The organism is Methylobacterium sp. E-045 (assembly GCF_022829685.1).
In the GTDB taxonomy this organism is placed as follows: Bacteria; Pseudomonadota; Alphaproteobacteria; order Rhizobiales; family Beijerinckiaceae; genus Methylobacterium.
This window is the reverse complement of the sequence record NZ_JAKSYE010000042.1, coordinates 15,832-29,212: the sequence shown is the minus strand read 5'-3', so window position 1 is coordinate 29,212 and position 13,381 is coordinate 15,832. Positions and strand designations below refer to the sequence as shown.

11 protein-coding genes are annotated in these 13,381 nt (G+C 68.3%); 1 reads left to right on the top strand and 10 read right to left on the bottom strand.

All coding sequences use genetic code 11. The features are described 5' to 3' along the window. Positions 1-307: 307 nt before the first annotated feature. Genes MKK51_RS05100 through MKK51_RS05070 form a run of 7 tightly spaced genes read right to left on the bottom strand, consistent with a single transcriptional unit; the run spans position 308 to position 8,573 of the window. Positions 308-1,003, bottom strand: a complete 696-nt coding sequence (locus tag MKK51_RS05100; protein WP_243975403.1) for a response regulator transcription factor — start codon at positions 1,001-1,003, stop codon at positions 308-310. Further along, complete coding sequence (locus MKK51_RS05095; RefSeq protein ID WP_243975401.1) at positions 1,000-3,735, bottom strand: sensor histidine kinase; 2,736 nt, start codon at positions 3,733-3,735, stop codon at positions 1,000-1,002. The genes MKK51_RS05100 and MKK51_RS05095 overlap by 4 nt, the downstream gene beginning before the upstream one ends. Before the next feature lie 9 nt (positions 3,736-3,744). After that, positions 3,745-4,350 (bottom strand): K(+)-transporting ATPase subunit C, encoded by a 606-nt coding sequence (locus MKK51_RS05090; protein WP_243975399.1) that lies wholly within the window; start codon positions 4,348-4,350, stop codon positions 3,745-3,747. 31 nt (positions 4,351-4,381) lie between these two features. Beyond that, positions 4,382-6,475: a potassium-transporting ATPase subunit KdpB gene (gene kdpB, locus MKK51_RS05085; protein ID WP_243975397.1), complete on the bottom strand. Its 2,094-nt coding sequence runs from the start codon at positions 6,473-6,475 to the stop codon at positions 4,382-4,384. Between the two features lie 59 nt (positions 6,476-6,534). Continuing rightward, the gene (locus MKK51_RS05080) at positions 6,535-6,711 is read right to left on the bottom strand and encodes a hypothetical protein (protein ID WP_243975395.1); all 177 of its coding nucleotides are present in this window, start codon (positions 6,709-6,711) and stop codon (positions 6,535-6,537) included. A gap of 43 nt (positions 6,712-6,754) precedes the next feature. After that, positions 6,755-8,470, bottom strand: a complete 1,716-nt coding sequence (gene kdpA, locus MKK51_RS05075) for a potassium-transporting ATPase subunit KdpA (protein ID WP_243975393.1) — start codon at positions 8,468-8,470, stop codon at positions 6,755-6,757. A gap of 13 nt (positions 8,471-8,483) precedes the next feature. Continuing rightward, positions 8,484-8,573, bottom strand: a complete 90-nt coding sequence (locus MKK51_RS05070; protein ID WP_036267122.1) for a K(+)-transporting ATPase subunit F — start codon at positions 8,571-8,573, stop codon at positions 8,484-8,486. Positions 8,574-9,106: 533 nt separating this feature from the next. On the opposite strand from MKK51_RS05070, the gene MKK51_RS27520 reads away from it, so the two are divergent. Beyond that, positions 9,107-9,538, top strand: coding sequence for a tyrosine-type recombinase/integrase (locus MKK51_RS27520; protein WP_409565621.1), 432 nt, complete (start codon positions 9,107-9,109; stop codon positions 9,536-9,538). 304 nt (positions 9,539-9,842) lie between these two features. Here MKK51_RS27520 and MKK51_RS05065 read toward each other — a convergent pair whose 3' ends face one another. Genes MKK51_RS05065 through MKK51_RS05055 form a run of 3 tightly spaced genes read right to left on the bottom strand, consistent with a single transcriptional unit; the run spans position 9,843 to position 13,325 of the window. Beyond that, entirely contained in the window at positions 9,843-11,474 is a 1,632-nt protein-coding gene (locus tag MKK51_RS05065; protein WP_243975391.1) for an ABC transporter ATP-binding protein, read from the bottom strand. A gap of 13 nt (positions 11,475-11,487) precedes the next feature. Beyond that, positions 11,488-12,366, bottom strand: a complete 879-nt coding sequence (locus MKK51_RS05060) for an ABC transporter permease (protein WP_243975389.1) — start codon at positions 12,364-12,366, stop codon at positions 11,488-11,490. A 17-nt stretch (positions 12,367-12,383) separates the two neighbouring features. Continuing rightward, positions 12,384-13,325, bottom strand: a complete 942-nt coding sequence (locus tag MKK51_RS05055; protein WP_243975387.1) for an ABC transporter permease — start codon at positions 13,323-13,325, stop codon at positions 12,384-12,386. Positions 13,326-13,381: the final 56 nt, after the last annotated feature.

The following is a 13,381-nucleotide window of genomic DNA, read 5'->3' as shown; positions in this document are numbered from 1 at the left end:
CGGGCCCTGAACGGCTCCAGGGCAGCATGTAGGGTGTTCCGTCCGGCGCGACCCCGCGCCGGACCGTGATGCCGAACACGTCGGCGAGCAGCCGGTCGGTCAGGGCGATAGCCGGGTGCCCGAACCGGGGCGGCCTCGCCACCGACGCGAACACCGACGGCGACATGGCTGGGCGACAGGAATTCGTCGATGGTCACTCGGTGAGGCTCGGTCACGGGCAGTCGGGATCCGGCAAGGCGTTCATTCGATCCCTCAAGGCGATTCGAGGAATGTCGGTCGACCTCGCGACGATGCGACGGAGGGGAGTTCAGGCGCGGCTTTCATCGTCCGGGGCCCGTAACCGGTAGCCCACGCCGGTCTCCGTGAGCAGGATGCTGGGACGCTCGGGGTCGGCCTCGAGCTTGAGGCGAAGCTGGCGCATGTAGACGCGCAGATACTGTGGGTCGGACGAGGTCGAGACCTGGCTCATGAGTTGGGCGTGGGTCAGAGCCTTGCCGGCATGCTGGATCAGAACGCGCAGGAAATCGTATTCGCGCGGGGTCAGCTTCACGTCCGCGCCGCGCACCCGCACGAGGCGGCGCACCAGGTCGACGCTGAGGCCCTCGACCTCGAACAGGGCGCGTTCGCCCTGGACTGCCAACTGATGGCGCAGGGCCGCACGGATACGGGCCAGGAGCTCACCCATGCCGAAGGGCTTGGTCACGTAGTCGTCGGCGCCGAGATCGAGGGCCTCGACCTTGCCGGCCTCGTCGTCCCGGCTCGACAGGACCACCACCGGCAGGTCGCGAAAATCCTTACGGATGGCGCGGAGCAGGTCGTGCCCGCGCATGTCCGGCAGTCCGAGGTCGAGGATGATGAGGTCGACCGTCTCGCGGGACAGGACATCGAGGGCGGCCCGTCCGTTGGGCGCCTCGACGATCTCGTAGCCTTGCGTGGCCAAGCCTACGCGCAGGAGTTTGCGGATTGGCGGCTCGTCGTCGATGACGAGGATGTTGATGCTCATGCCGCCAGATCCGAATGGACGTGTCCCGCCGGGGGGACGGGCAGGAGGATGGTGAAGACGGCGCCGAGGCGGTCGCGGCGGTTGGCAGCCGTCAGCGTACCGCCCATGGCCTCGACGAAGCCGCGGGCGATGGCGAGGCCAAGGCCGGTCCCGGCCCGGACGCTGTCTGACTTGCGGACGCGATAGAACTTGTCGAACACCCGCTCCACGTCGGCCTCGGGCAGCCCGTCTCCCTCGTCGAGGACCTGGAGCCGGACTTGGCTCTGTTCGACGACGCCCCTGACGGTGACGGTGGAGCCCTCGGGGGCGTATTTGGCGGCATTGTCGAGGAGGTTGACCAGCACCTGCTCGAACAGGACCGGATCGAGGCGCAGGGCCGGCAGGTCGGTCGGGAGGTCCAGGCGTATCCGATGGCCGGCAAGGATCGCGCCGAGGCGGCGCAGGGCGGTGTCGACGCTCTCGCCGACATCCTGAGGGGCCAGGCTCGCAGCCACCGCCCCGGCCTCCAGCCGGGTCATGTCGAGGAGGTTGACGATGAATCGGTTCAGCCGCTCGGATTCCTCAATGATGGTGACGAGAAGGTCCACCTTGGCGTCGTGCGGCAGAGCCTCGTCGAGGTCGCGCAGGGTCGTTGCCGCCCCGAGCACCGAGGAGAGCGGCGTGCGCAGGTCGTGCGAGATGGAGGTGAGCAGGGCCTGGCGCAGACGACCGGTCTCGGCGGCGCGTTCGGCCCGGTCCAGGTCCTCGACCAGGCGGACCCGCTCGATGGCCAGGGCCGCCATGTCGGCCAGGGCGTCGAACAGGCGGCGATTCTCGGGCGAGAGGATCGGTCCGGTGCCATCGGTGTCGAGGCCGATCACGCCGACGATCCCGCGGCCCGTGCGCATCGGCAGGAAAAGACGCTTGGCCCCCGGCAGGGTGTCGGCGCCCCGCCCGGCCGGGCGCTCGTTGTCGAACGCCCATGTTGCGGCACCGAGGTCGGCCGCGTCGAGCATGTCCTCGGGGGGGAAGCCCGCCCGGACCGAGACCGTCCCTTGATCGGGCAGCAGGACGACTACCCGGACCTTCAGCATGGCGGCGATCTGGGCCGAGGTCGCCCAGAGCACGTCGTCGAGGGTCGCGCATCCGGCGAGCTTGCGGCTGAAACCGTAGAGCCGTTCGGTGGCACGCGCCCTGCCATGCGAGACCACCGCCTCGCGGCGGGAGCGGGACGCCAGGTTCGAGACGGCCACCGCCACCACCGTGAAGAGCAGGAAGGCGGCGACGTTGGTCGGGTCCGCGATGGTCAGGGTGTAGACCGGAGGCAGGAAGAAGAAGTTGTAGGCCAGCGACGCCGCGACGACGGCCGACAGCGACGGCCCCAGCCCGAAGCGTACGGCGACCGCGACGATGGCCGTCAGCAGGATGAGATCGGCGTTCTCGACGCCGAGATAGGGCTCGACCAGCAGTGCGATTCCGAGGGCCGCCCCCGTGCCGAGGAGCCCGATGGCATAGGGCAGGATCTCGACGGGGCGCTTCTCGACCGCCGTGGCGACCGTCTTCGGCGGGACGGGTTCAGCCTTCGCGGCCTCCCCGGCGATGACGTGGATGCTGATGGTGCCCGAGCGCCGGACGATATCGTGCACCACCGAGCCGTTGAGGAGCTCGAACAGCGGGGACCGGTCGGCCTTGCCGAGGATGATGTGGTTGACGTTGGTCGCGCGGGCGTAGGCGAGGATGTCGTCGGCGACGCGCCGCCCGCCCGGCAGGGTCACGGCATCGCCGCCGAGGCGGTCGGCGAGGCGCAGGGTGTCGGCGATGCGGTCGCGGGCGGCCTCGTCGAGGGACAGGCTGCGCGGTCCCTCGATAGTGACGGCGGTCCAGGGCGCGTGCAGACGGTCGGCGAGGCGCTTGGCATGGCGCACGAGGCCGGCGGAGCGCGGATCCTCGCTGATGCAGACGAGAACGCGTTCCCCGGCGCCCCACGGCCCAGCGATGGCGTTGGCCCGCATGTGGCTTAGGAGCTCGTCGTCGACGCGGTCGGCTGTCCTTCGGAGGGCGAGTTCGCGCAGAGCCGTGAGGTTGCCGCGCGAAAAGTAGTGCTTCAGGGCGCGCTCGGCGTTGCCCTTCACGTAGACCTTGCCGTCGCGCAGGCGCTGGATCAGGTCGTCGGGGTTGAGATCGACCACCTCGATGTCGTCGGCCCGGTCGAGGATGCCGTCGGGCACGGTCTCGCGGACCCGGATGCGGGTGATCTGCGCGACGACGTCGTTGAGGCTCTCCACGTGCTGGATGTTGAGGGTGGTGTAGACGTCGATGCCGGCGTCGAGCAGTTCCTCCACGTCCTGGTAGCGCTTCGGATGGCGCGAGCCCGGTGCGTTGGTGTGGGCGAGCTCGTCGACGAGGGCGAGCGCCGGCTGGCGTGCGAGCAGGGCGTCGAGGTCCATCTCCTCCAGGACCGTGCCGTGATACGCGACCGCACGATGCCCCACGACCTCGAAACCCTCCACCAGGGCCTCGGTCTCCGCGCGCCCGTGCGTCTCCACCACGCCGACGACCACGTCCACCCCGGCCTTGAACCGGGCGCGGCCGACGGTGAGCATCTCGTAGGTCTTGCCGACCCCGGGGGCCGCCCCGAGAAAGACCTTGAGGCGGCCGCGACCGCCCTCCTCGCGCCGTGCCGCCTGGAGCAGGGCGTCGGGCGAGGGGCGGTCGGGATCGAGGCGCGGGGCCGTCGTGGTCGGGATGCTCATCCGGCGATGTTACTTCGAGCTCAAGCCATCCAAGGCGAGGTTGAGGGCGAGCACGTTCACCCGGGGTTCGCCGAGGACGCCGAGGAGACGGCCCTGGACCTGGGCCTCCACGAGGGAACGCACCCGGTTCTCGGACAGGTTACGCGCCTTGGCCACGCGTGGCACCTGGAACAGGGCGGCCTCCGGCGAGATGTCCGGGTCGAGGCCCGATCCGCTCGTGGTCACGAGGTCGACCGGGACCGGCCGATCCGGGTTCTCGGCCTGGCGGGCGGCGACGTCCGCCTTCACCCGCTCGGCGAGCGCTGCGCTCGTCGGGCCTAGGTTCGAGCCGGAGGAGTTCGCGGCGTTGTAGGGCGACGGGACGGTCTTGGTGGCGTCCGTCGGGTCGGCGGCGCTCGTGGCGGACGGGCGCCCCTGGAAGGAGCACTCGCTGGTAAAGGACTGCCCGATCAGGCTGGAACCGACGACCTTGCCGTCGCGCTCGATCAGGCTGCCGGCGGCCTTGGCCGGGAAGATCGCCCCGGCGATGCCGGTCATCGCGAGGGGATAGGCGAGCCCGGTGATCGCCGTCAGGGCGATCAGCAGGACGAGGGCGGGGCGAAGCTGGTTCAACATGGCATGCTCCTATGTGGCGGTTCGTGGCGGCTCAGACGAGGTGCAGGGCGGTGATGGTGAGATCGATGGCCTTGATGCCGACGAAGGGCACCAGGATGCCGCCGAGCCCGTAGACAGCCAGGTTCCGGCGCAGGAGAGCGCCGGCCCCGACCGCCCGGTAGGACACGCCCCGGAGCGCCAGCGGGATCAGCACGACGATGATCAGAGCGTTGAAGATGATGGCCGACAGGATCGCGCTCTCGGGCGAGGCCAAACCCATGATGTTGAGGGCCTGGAGCTGGGGGTAGAGCACCAGGAACATCGCCGGGAGAACCGCGAAATATTTGGCCACGTCGTTGGCGATGGAGAAGGTGGTCAGCGCGCCCCGGGTCATCAGCAGTTGCTTGCCGATGCCGACGATCTCGATGAGCTTGGTCGGGTCGCTGTCGAGGTCGACCATGTTGCCGGCCTCGCGGGCCGCCACCGTACCGGTGTTCATGGCGACGCCGACATCGGCCTGGGCCAGCGCGGGGGCGTCGTTGGTGCCGTCGCCGCACATCGCCACCAGCTTACCCTGCGCCTGCTCCTTGCGGATGAGCGCCAGCTTGTCCTCGGGGGTGGCCTGGGCGAGGAAGTCGTCCACGCCGGCCTCGGCCGCGATGGCGGCCGCGGTCATTGGGTTGTCGCCGGTGATCATCACCGTGCGGATGCCCATCTGGCGCAGTTCCACGAAACGCTCGCTGATGCCGCCCTTCACGATGTCCTTGAGGTAGATCACGCCGAGCAACCGCCCGTCCCGCGTCACGGCAAGCGGCGTGCCTCCGGCCTTGGCCACGTCCTCGGCGATGGCCTGGATCTCCCGCACGGTCTCGTCGGCGACGGCCGGGCTGTAGGCCAGGGCCGCGCTGGAGCCGCGGGTCGCCATCGGCTGCTGGCTCACCGACGCGATGATGGAATCGACGGCGCCCTTGCGGATCGACGACCCGTCGAGATCGACGCCGCTCATCCGGGTCTGGGCGGTGAACGGCACGAAGGTGGCGTTGAGGCTTCCCATGTCGCGGGCGCGGAGGCCGTACTTATCCTTCGCCAGCACCACGATGGAGCGACCCTCGGGGGTCTCGTCGGCGAGCGACGCTAACTGGGCGGCGTCGGCGAGGTCCTGCTCGGAGACGCCACGAACCGGGCGGAACTCCGTGGCCTGGCGGTTGCCGAGCGTGATGGTGCCGGTCTTGTCCAGCAGCAGGGTGTCGACGTCGCCCGCGGCTTCCACGGCCCGGCCCGACATGGCCAGCACGTTGAAGCGCACGAGGCGGTCCATGCCGGCGATGCCGATGGCCGAGAGCAGCGCGCCGATGGTGGTCGGGATCAGGGTCACGAACAGGGCAACCAGCACGATGAGCGGGATCGATCCGCCGGCATAGGAGGCGAAGCTCGGGATGCTTGCCACCGCGAAGACGAAGATGATGGTCAGGCCGGCGAGCAGGATGTTCAGCGCGATCTCGTTCGGGGTCTTCTGGCGCGAGGCGCCCTCGACCAGGGCGATCATCCGGTCGACGAAGGTCGAACCGGCGGCCGCCGTGATCCGCACCCGGATCTCGTCGGAGAGCACCTGCGTGCCGCCGGTCACCGCCGAGCGGTCGCCGCCGGATTCCCGGATCACGGGGGCGGACTCGCCCGTAATGGCGGCCTCGTTGACGGAGGCGACGCCGAGGATGACCTCGCCGTCGGACGGGATGATGTCGCCGGCCTCGACGAGGACCACGTCGCCGACCTTGAGATCGTTGCCGGGCACGGTGTCGTAGTCCCGGCCCGTACCCTTCAGGCGCTTGGCCATGGTCTCGGTGCGGGTGCGCCGAAGGCTGTCGGCCTGGGCCTTGCCGCGTCCCTCGGCGATGGCCTCGGCGAAGTTGGCGAACAGCACCGTGAACCACAGCCAGAGGATGATCTGGCCGGAGAAGGCGAGGTTCGCCCCGCCGGTCGCGACGTCACGGATAAATAGGACCGTGGTGAGCGCAGCCACGACCTCGACCACGAACATCACCGGGTTCTTGATCATCTTGCGCGGGTCGAGCTTGGTCAGGGCGCCGATGAGCGCCGGCCCGACGAGGGCGGCGCTGAACAGGCGGGTGGAGTTTGGGCGGGCCATTGCGGTTGTCCGGATGAGAGACGTTGGGGGCCGGCGCGGAAGCGCGCCGTGCCAAGGGATCAGGGCGCCAGGGCGCGTCCGAGAAGAACGGCCCCGGCCATCAGGCCGAGCGCGCCGAGCAGGGTCAGGCCGAGCATGGCGAGGATGACGTCCGAAAGCCGGACGTCCTCCCGGTCGCGTCCGATCCGGCGCCAGGGTTGGGACCGCAGGCGGTGACGGGTCAGGGCGCGCCGCATCGCGGCGCGTCTTTGCGTGGGGAGAGGCATGGCGTGCTGCATCTCAGCCCCCCACCGGATAAGTCTGGCCGAGGCCGCCGGCGAGGTGCTCGACGATGGGTCCGAGCGCCAGGGCCGGGAAGAAGGTCAGGCCGCCGACGATCAGGATCACGCCGCAGAGCAGCCCGACGAACAGGCCGCCATGGGTCGGGAACGTCCCGGCCGAGGCCGGCACCGTCTTCTTGGCGGCCAGCGACCCGGCGATGGCCAGCGCCGGGACGATGACGAAGAACCGCCCGAACAGCATGCCGAGGCCGAGCGTCGTGTTGTAGAAGGCGGTGTTGGCGGTGAGCCCGCCAAAGGCCGAGCCGTTGTTCGCCGCCGCCGAGGTGAAGGCGTAGAGGATCTCGGAGAAGCCGTGCGGGCCGGCATTGGCCGGACCTGCGAGGCCGGCGGCGACCACGGTGGCCAGCGCCGTGAAGCCGAGCATCATCAGAGGCAGGCACAGGATAGCGAGCATCGCCATCTTGACCTCGCGGCCCTCGATCTTCTTGCCGAGATACTCCGGCGTGCGCCCGACCATGAGACCGGCCACGAAAATCGTTACGATGACGAAGACCAGGATGCCGTAGAGGCCGGCACCCACACCGCCGACGATGATCTCGCCGAGCTGCATGTTGATCATCGGAATCATGCCGCCGAGGGCGGTGAACGAGTCGTGCATGGCGTTGACGGCACCGCAGGACGCCGCCGTGGTGACGGCCGCGAACAGCGCTGAGGCGACGATGCCGAAGCGGACCTCCTTGCCCTCCATGTTGCCGCCGGTCAGGCCGAACGCGTTGAGAACGGGGCTGCCGGCGCTCTCGGCCCAGTAGACCACCGCCGTGCCGGCGAGGAACAGCAAACCCATGGCGGACAGGATCGCCCAGCCCTGGCGCTCGTCGCCGACCATGCGGCCGAAGACGTTGGTCATCGCGGCACCGATGGCGAAGATCGAGACGATCTGGACGAAGTTCGAGAGGGCGGTCGGGTTCTCGAACGGGTGGGCGGCGTTGGCGTTGAAGAAGCCGCCGCCGTTGGTGCCGAGCATCTTGATGGCGACCTGGCTCGCCACGGGCCCGACCGCGAGGGTCTGCTTGGCGCCTTCCAGGGTCGTCGCCTCGACGGCGCCGCCGAGCGTCTGAGGAATGCCCTGCCAGACGTAGAACAGCGTCAGCGCCATGCAGAGCGGCAGCAGCACGTAGAGGGTGGTGCGGGTGAGATCGACCCAGAACGAGCCCACCGTGTTGGCCGAGGCCCGCGAGAAACCCCGCACCAGGGCGACGGCCAGCGCGATGCCGGTGGCGGCGGACAGGAAATTCTGGTGGGTCAGCCCGAGCATCTGGGTGAGGTACGACATCGTCGTCTCGCCGCCGTAGGACTGCCAGTTCGTGTTGGTGACGAAGCTCGTCGAGGTGTTGAAGGCGAGGTCCGGCGCGACCGCCGACTGCCCGTCCGGATTGAACGGCAGCACCGCCTGGACACGCAGCAGCACGTACAGGGCGAGGAAGCCCAGCACGTGGAAGGCCAGCATGGACAGAGCGTAGGCCAGCCAGTGCTGCTCCTGGCGGGCGTTGATGCCGGCAACGCGGTAGAGCCCGCGCTCGATGGGTACGAGCACGGGCGAGAGGAAGGTGCGCTCACCCGTGAACACACGGGTCATGTAGCCGCCGAGCGGTCGGGCGAGCGCGAGGACGACCGCGCAGAACAGCGCGATCTGGATCCAGCCGTTGATGGTCATCGGAGATGTTCCTTCAGAACCGCTCGGGGCGGACGAGGGCGTAGGTGAGGTATCCGAGCAGCCCCAGGGTCACGAGGGCGCCAAGCGTCAGGTCGAGGGTCATGGGGGGACCTCAGAGGCGTTCGCAGAGGACGGCGTATCCGGCGGCCAGGCCGAAGAAGGCGAGCCCCGTCGCGATGAAGACGATGTCGAGCATGGTCGGTCCGTTTGGTTTCGGGGGCCGGTGCATGACCGGTCTCGCCCGGGACCAATGTGGACGCGAACCGCATTAGGGTTCGAGACGGAAGCGACACCGGTTTTATAAGGATTGCATGAGGATCGCGGAGTTCGTTGCCCGGCCCCGGGACGGTGCTCCGTCAGTCCGCGGGCATGGTCAGGCGCGAGGCGCGGCGGAACTTCCCCGGCGCTGCTCTCGCCTCGAGCCGGCGGCATGGGCCACCATCGATGAGACGCGACCTCAGGAGCGTGCTCGCCGCCGTGGAGAGCGCAACCCGTGCACCGGCATTGAACGTTTGGCGGCGCTACCTCAGCCACGCCGAGTTAGGACGGCTCGGCGCCACGTTCAGTGAACTTGAGCTGGGCCAGACTGCCTCACCGTATGTGACGGGAGCCATTTGTCTTCTGATCTGAACGGGTGTGCGACTGTCTGAAATCTTGACGTTGCGCTGGAGCTATGTCGACGAGGAACGCTCTTGTCTCAATCTGCCGGATAGCAAGACAGGTGCGCAATCCATTCAACTGAATGGGCCCGCCCTACGGGTCTTTCACGCCATTCCCCGGTCCTCAGGGAATGCGTTTGTCATCGCAGGCCAAAAGGAAGGCGCGCATCCGGTCAATTCGGAGCAGCCGTGGAGACATTTCCGCGCCCTCGCGGAGCTTGAAGATGTACCTCTACACGATCTTCGGTACTCGTTTGCATCCTTAGGCGCGGAAGGAGGGATTGGCCTGCCGCTTATTGGCGGCCTCCGCGGGCATACCCGAGCATCCACGACAGCACGGTATGCCCATCTCGCGGCAGATCCATTGAAGCAAGCCGACGAGCTCATTGGGTACAGATCGATGCCTTGATGATGCTTGTTCAAAGTCGACGGAAAGGCAGCGGCTGCATGTGACGATAAAGCGGTGCGCGACGTAGCCGACGATACCATTCCGAGTGGACGTCCGGTGTTGTCGCATCGCCTATAGAAAGCGGCCTGACTGCCCTCCACTCAAGCCAGTCACGGAGCGGACCGGCAGTTGCCGACCGAACCACGCCGTTGAGGCCATTTGGTGCCAATCCGGAAACGGCGAAGCAAACTTCATCGTTGAAACCTTGGCAACCTTCGTCTGCGCCGTGATGGCGCCGCTGGATTTGCACGAGGGACACGCCTGATCACGCTTGCGCAAAACGGAGCTTGGGAGCCGCTGCAAACAGTGCCTGCGTATAGGCATGGCGCGGGTTGGCGAAGAGTGCGGCAGTCGCCCCTTCCTCGACGATCCGTCCGCCGAGCATGACCACGAGGCGGTCGCAAAGGCGTGCGGCCACGCGCAGGTCGTGTGTGATGAACAGGATCGAGAGGTTGAGACGCTCGCGGATGTCCTCCAGCAATTCCAGCACCTGGCGCTGCACCGAGACGTCCAGGGCCGACACGGCTTCGTCCGCGATGAGCACATCGGGCTCCATGGCCAGCGCCCGCGCGATGGCGATGCGCTGGCGCTGGCCGCCGGAGAATTCGTGCGGGTAGCGGTCGAGGGCGCTGGCATCGAGATGGACGAGATCGAGGAGGCGCGTCGCGCGCGCCAAGGCCGCCTCTTTCGACAGACCGTAATTCATCGGCCCCTCGATGATCGACTGCCCAACCGTCCGGCGTGGGTTGAGCGAGCGGTAGGGATCCTGGAACACCATCTGGACGCGCCGCCGATAGGGGCGAAGTTCCCGCGTCGGCAACAGGGCGATGTCGTCGCCACCGATGCGGATGTGACCGGCGGTCGGATCGACGAAGCGGGCGACGCAGCGCGCCAGGGTCGATTTGCCCGAGCCCGATTCCCCAACGATGCCGAGGGTTTCGCCCGGTTGCAGCGCGAGACTGACGCCGTCCAGGGCCGTCACCGCGCGGCCGCCCCCGAAGAGGCCGCGCCCGCCATAGGTCTTGGTGAGGTCACGCACGGCGAGGATGGGCGCCGAAGGCTGCGAGCGCGGCCGGGGAGGCGGCGGTTCCGCCCGGGGAACCGCCGCGATGAGCATGCGGGTATAGGGGTCGCGCGGCCGTGTGAGCACGTCATCGACGCTGCCCTCTTCCACGAGACGTCCCTTCTGCATGACCACCACCCGGTCGGCGATCTGGGAGACGACACCGAAATCGTGGGTGATGAACAGGATGCCGGCATTGCGGCGGGCTTGGAGTTCCTTGAGCAGCTTGAGGATCTGAGCCTGGGTGGTGACGTCGAGCGCGGTGGTCGGCTCGTCGGCGATGATCAGGGCCGGGTCGTTGGCGAGCGCCATGGCGATCATCACCCGCTGGCGCTGGCCACCGGAGAGTTGGTGCGGGTAGGCCTTCGCCAGGCTCGGCGGATCGGGAAGGTGGACATCGCCGAGAAGGTCGAGGACGCGGCGACGCCGTGCCTCTCGACCGCCCCGGCCGGAATGGGCTTCCAGCATCTCGGCGATCTGGTCGCCGACCTTCAGCACCGGGTTCAGGGCCGTCATCGGCTCCTGGAACACCATCGCCATGCGGCTTCCGCGCAGGGCGCGGAGGCGCGCGGGGCCGACCTTCAGCACATCCTCGCCCTGCAACAGGATCTGCCCGGCGGACGGTGCGAGGTTCGGCGGCAGAAGCCCCATCACCGCGCTCGCGGTGACGGATTTGCCAGAGCCGGATTCACCGACGACGCAGACGATCTCGTTCGGACCCACGCTGAGCGACAGGCCCTCGATGGCGTTGGCCCGATCGGCGCCCCGCGGCAGCGGAACGGTGAGGCCGGTGATGGACAGGACGGGTTCCAGGCTCGCCGAGGCTCCCGTCATCGCAACATATCCCTCATCGCAAGGCTCCCACGCGCCGGGCGGTGCGCGGGTCGAGGGCGTCGCGCAGGCCGTCGCCGATGATGTTCACGGCGAGCACCGTGGCGGCGACGCAGAGGCCCGGGAACAGGATCACCCAGGGCGCGATCTGAAAGGCTTGACGGCCCTCGGCCATGATGTTGCCCCAGCTCGGGATCTCGGTGGGGATACCGGCGCCGAGGAAGCTCAGGATCGCTTCGGTGAGGATCGCCGAGGCGCAGACATAGGTGCCCTGGACGATCAGCGGCGCGATGGTGTTGGGCAGGACGTGGCGGATCAGCAGCATCGGCAGGCGAGTGCCGGCACCGATGGCGGCCTCGACATAGGGCTCCGAGCGTACCGACAGCACAACGCTGCGCACCAGACGGGCCACGCGCGGTATTTCCGGAATGGCGATGGCGACGATCACCGTGCCGATCCCGGCTCCCGACAGGGTCACCATGGCGATGGCGAGCAGGATCGAGGGAATCGCCATGAGCCCATCCATGATCCGCATCACCACCGCGTCGAGCCGGCGCAGATAGCCGGCGACGAGACCGATCACGAGACCGATGAGTACGGCAGCCGTGGCCACCGAAAAACCGATGGCGAGCGAGACCCGGGCACCGTAGACGACCCGGCTCCAGACATCCCGCCCGTAGGCATCGGTGCCGAGCCAGGCCGTGCTCGAAGGCGGTTTGAGCCGCAGCCGAGGCCGCAGCAGGATCGGGTCGCCGGTCCACAGGAAAGGCGCCGCGAGCGCCGCGAACCCGACGACCAGCAGGACTGCGAGCCCGAAGAGAACGCCCGGATGGCGCAGGACCGGCGGCAGCGTCGCGAGCCGTGAGGCCAGGGGGGAGGGAATGGGGGAGGGCATCGTCCGATCCTCACCGCTCAATAGCGTATCCTCGGATCGAACATCAGGTAGGACAGGTCGATGGCGAGATTGACCACGACGTAGAGGGCGGAGAAGAGCAGGATCACGCCCTGGATCACGGGGTAATCGTGCGCCAGCACGGCATCGACGGTGAGTCGGCCGAGGCCGGGCAGGTTGAACACGCTTTCGGTGACGACGACGCCGCTGATGAGGAGCGCGATGCCCAGTCCGATCACCGAGATCACCGGCACCGCCGCGTTGCGCAGGGCATGGCGCCACAGCACCTGTGTCTCCCCGATTCCCTTGGCGCGGGCGGTGCGGATGTAATCCTCGCCCAGAACCTCCAGTACGCTCGAGCGGGTCGTGCGGGCGATGAGCGCGACGTAGATCACCGAGAGGGTGAGCGTCGGCAGGATCAGCCGCGACAGGAACGGCCAGACGCCGTCCGTGATGCTGACATAGCCCTGCACCGGCAGGAGCCGCAGCTGCATGGCGAAGCCGAAGATGAGGAGATACCCTAGGACGAAGACCGGCACCGAGAAGCCGAGCACCGAGATCGCCATCACCGCCCGGTCGACCCAGGTACCGTGCCACCAGGCCGCCAGCACCCCGAGGGGGACTGCCACGAGGACGGCGAAGACGATGGTGGTGGTGGCCAGCGCCAGCGTCGGCTCGATCCGCTCCAGGATGAGCTTTAAGACGGGCTGGTTCGATATGATCGACGAGCCGAGATCCCCCTGAAGCAGACGGCCGACCCAGGACAGGAACTGGGTCAGGATCGGCTGGTCGAGGCCGAGCCGAGTCCGGATCGCGGCGATCTGTTCGGGGCTCGCGGCGTCCCCCGCGAGAATGGCCGCGGGATCACCCGGGGCCAGCCGCAGCAGCAGGAACACGATGACCGCCACCACGCCCATGACGGGAAGCGTGGCGGCGAGGCGTCCGGCGAGAAAGCGACCCATTCAGATCTCCGGGTTCTCGGATCGAGATGCGGTTCCCTTCCTCCCCCTCCGCGGGG